This window comes from Terrabacter terrae (assembly GCF_039529575.1).
Classification (GTDB): domain Bacteria; phylum Actinomycetota; class Actinomycetes; order Actinomycetales; family Dermatophilaceae; genus Terrabacter; species Terrabacter terrae.
On record NZ_BAAANB010000158.1, the window covers coordinates 1 to 3,856 of the forward strand.

Below are 3,856 nucleotides of genomic sequence, written 5' to 3' on the forward strand. Positions count from 1 at the left end.
TCGACGGCATCGAGGATGTGCCGACGCACTGCGTCACCCAGGGGCTCGGCACGGTGCTCGATGCCCGACAGCTGGTCCTCGTGGCCTCCGGCGCCGCCAAGGCCGCGGCGGTCGCCGCTGCGCTCGAGGGACCGCTCTCGGCATCGTGCCCGGCCTCCGTCCTGCAGTGGCACCCGGACGCCACGGCGGTGCTCGACGAGGACGCCGCTGCGCTCCTGCGCAACCGTGACTACTACGACGCCTCGGCCGCCGGTCTCTGAGCCGGCCACGCGGCAGACCTGCTCCACTGGGGAAGGGCGGCTGCACGGCGTGTCGGGCAAATCGGACAGGGGCTGTGGACGGCGCACAGGGGTGGGGAACTTCTTCTCCACATCCGTGGAGGACTATCTGTGCAGGTCAGCGGCCCGCTTCACTGTGACCGGCGCCACATTCCCACACTGTCCACACATGTTGTCCACACCTGTTGACGGCGTGTCGGCCTGCTGTGTCCACCGGTTGTCCACAGGCAGTGCATGAACGAGGCCGTCCCAGGTTGGTCCGTGCCGACTCCCGCCCCTACGGTGGGGCGGGTGCCTCCCGGGGAGGGGCCGACCGCGCTGGGGTGGGGCTCGTCGCGGGCCCCCGCGCAGCAGTGTCAGAGCTGCGTTGTTCACTGGGGTGGACCAAGTTGCACCGATGTCATTTCGCCGAAACAGGGGAGGGGAGCACGTGTCGCTCGACGAGCTGAGCACGAGCGCTTTCGCGTCGTCGTCCACCCGTGACGGCGGGCCTCCGGACGACCGTCTCCCCCCGCAGGACGTCGGCGCCGAGCAGTCCGTCCTCGGTGGCATGCTGCTGTCCAAGGACGCCATCGCCGACTGCGTCGAGCAGCTCAAGGGCACCGACTTCTACCGGCCCGCGCACGAGCTCATCTACGACGCGATCCTCGACCTCTACGGCCGCGGTGAGCCGGCCGATGCCATCACCGTCAGCGACGAGCTGACCAAGCGCGGCGACCTGACGCGGGTCGGTGGCCAGGCCTACCTCCACCAGCTCATCGCATCGGTTCCCACCGCTGCCAACGCCGGCTACTACGCCCAGATCGTCGCCGAGCGCGCCGTGCTGCGCCGCCTCGTCGAGGCCGGCACCCGCATCGTCCAGCTCGGCTACGCCCAGGGCGGGGGTGACGTCGAGGACATCGTCAACGCCGCCCAGGCCGAGGTCTACGCCGTCGCCGACAAGCGCGGCGGCGAGGACTACCACGCCATCGGCGACATCATCGAGGCCACGGTCGACGAGATCGAGATGGCCTCCGGCCGTTCCGGCGAGATGACCGGGGTGCCCACCGGATTCACCGACTTCGACGCCCTCACCAACGGCCTGCACCCTGGCCAGATGATCGTCATCGCGGCTCGACCGGCGATGGGAAAGTCGACCATCGGTCTCGACATCGTCCGGTCGGCTGCGATCAAGCACAAGATGGCCGCCGTCGTCTTCTCGCTCGAGATGAGCCGCACCGAGATCACCATGCGTCTGCTCTCGGCCGAGGCGGGCATCCAGCTGCAGCACATGCGCAAGGGCACGATGCGCGAGGAGGACTGGACCCGCCTCGCGTCGACGATGGGCCGTGTCTCCGACGCGCCGTTGTTCATCGACGACTCGCCCAACATGTCGCTGATGGAGATCCGCGCCAAGTGCCGCCGGCTCAAGCAGCGCGAGAACCTCAAGCTCGTCGTCATCGACTACCTCCAGCTGATGAGCTCGGGCAAGCGCGTCGAGTCGCGCCAGCAGGAGGTGTCGGAGTTCTCGCGTGCCCTCAAGCTGCTGGCCAAGGAGCTCGAGGTCCCGGTCATCGCGATCTCGCAGCTCAACCGTGGTCCGGAGCAGCGCACCGACAAGAAGCCGGCGATGAGCGACCTGAGAGAATCGGGCTCGATCGAGCAGGACGCCGACATGGTGGTGCTGCTCCACCGTGAGGCGGCCTACGAGAAGGACTCGCCCCGTGAAGGGGAGGCCGACCTGATCGTGGCCAAGCACCGAAACGGCCCAACGGACACGATCGTCGTCGCCTTCCAGGGTCACTTCAGCCGGTTCACCAACATGGCCAACAACTTCTGACGCCTGGATTCGATCACCGTCGAGTGCAGCCAACCTTGTGAGGACGGCAGTTGACTCCAGTGATCAGCCCTTGTGGTGGCTCTCGGGCGTGCCTGCATCCGAGCGTTACCTGACAAAGCCCCGACTCCGGCCATGCGATGTCGGGCCGGCCCTGACATGGCGTTCAGGTCTTCGGAGCAGCGGTGGTGAGGGCTGCCCCCTCACTGCCCGGTCGTGCTCCCCCGGCGGGCTCGGGGGCGTGCGCTGGCCATGGGCCGCGCAGGGCGGTGGCGTGCAAGGGCGCTGCGGTCAGAAGCACGATCAGGGCGAGGGTGAGCGCGGCGGTGCCAGCCGATGTGCTCGGTCAGCGCGGCGGTGATGGGGGCACGACGGTGCTTGCGAGGGCGCCGGCGAGGGGGAGGGTGATCAGGGCGCGGACCCGTCGGGGTCCGTACCAGCGCGTCAGTGCTGCGAAGGCCGGCTGCCGCCGAAGGCTCCAGCACCGGCGGTGGGGACGCCGATCTGGATCAGCTGCGGGCTGGTCCCCGACGTTGCCAGCGCTGCCACGGGGACGGCCTGCTTGTCTGCTGCCGGAGCGGGGCTGCAGCAGCCGCCGTCGCCGGCGCCCTGGTTGGCGGCCTCGTCGAAGAGTCCCGCGCCGCCGCACACGCCGCTCTCTGGGAGGCTGAGCTCGACGCGGGAGGCTGCTTCGTGGTCGCCGGCGAGGGCCGCCGCGACGGAGCGGACCTGCTCGTAGCCGGTGAGGGCCAGGAAGGTGGGCGCGCGGCCGTAGGACTTCATCCCGACGACGTAGAGGTCCTTCTCGTCGTGGGCCAGCTCGGCTGCGCCGTGCGGGTAGACGGTGCCGCAGGAGTGGACGTTCGGGTCGATGAGCGGGGCCAGGGCGGCCGGTGCCTGCAGGCGGGGGTCCAGGCGCAGCCGCACCTCGGACAGGATCGAGTGGTCCGGTCGGAATCCGGTCAGACCGATGACCTGGTCCAGGCCCTCGATGCTGGAGCCGTCCTCGCTGAGGAGGGACAGCGCGCCAGCGCCTACGGTGTCCTCGAGCCGGTGCTCGATGGTTCGGGTGCGGAAGCCGGTGACGACCTCGATGTGCCCCGCGGCGACGGCGTCGCGGGCCTTGGCGCCGAGCGCGCCGCGAGCGGGAAGCTGGTCGGCGTCCCCGCCGCCGTACGCGTTGCCGACGGCGCCGCGGCGCAGGACCCATATGGCCTTGGTGCCGGGCACCCGGTCGGCCAAGGCAGCCAGGACCACGAGCGCGGTCAGGGCGGAGTGGCCGGAGCCCACGACGGCGGTCCGCTTGCCGCCGTACCGGGCGACGTCGGCGGGGTCCGCGGTGGCGGCTTTCCCGGTGTTGGGGACCCGGTTGGCGATGCGCCCGGCGATGACCGGGTTCTGCTCGCCGTCGGCGGGATACCCGTCGCTGCCGAGCGGGTTCGGGCGGCTCCACGTGCCGGAGGCGTCGATCACGGCTCGGGCGGTAAGCCGGGACGGCTGTCCGGCGGCATTGTTCGAGTGCACGGTGAACGGTTGGTCCTCGCGGCCGGAGTCGACGACCCGGTCCCGGCCGGCGCGGGCGATGCCCGTGACGCGCTGGCCGTACCTGACGCGGTCCCCGAGGGCGTCGGCCAGCGGCTGCAGGTACAGCTGCACCCACTCGGCGCCCGTCGGGTAGCGGCCAGCCTCCGGCTCGACCCATCCGGTCCCCTCGAGGAGGCGCCGTGCGGCCGGGTCGATGAGCTCGGACCAGCGGGAGAAC

Annotated in this window: 2 protein-coding genes and 1 pseudogene; 2 read left to right on the plus strand and 1 reads right to left on the minus strand. The window is 70.6% G+C overall.

The window, feature by feature from the left end:
- Positions 1 to 260 (plus strand): annotated as a pseudogene (locus ABD194_RS20265) (glucosamine-6-phosphate deaminase); the annotation flags it as partial.
- Positions 261 to 708: 448 nt separating this feature from the next.
- A complete protein-coding gene (gene dnaB, locus ABD194_RS20270; RefSeq protein ID WP_343994877.1) occupies positions 709 to 2,097 on the plus strand; it encodes a replicative DNA helicase in 1,389 nt (462 codons plus the stop codon).
- Positions 2,098 to 2,538: 441 nt separating this feature from the next.
- On the opposite strand, the gene ABD194_RS20275 is transcribed toward dnaB, so the two are convergent.
- Positions 2,539 to 3,856, minus strand: a 1,318-nt coding sequence (locus ABD194_RS20275) for an NAD(P)/FAD-dependent oxidoreductase (RefSeq protein ID WP_343994875.1), incomplete at its 5' end; no start/stop codon positions are given.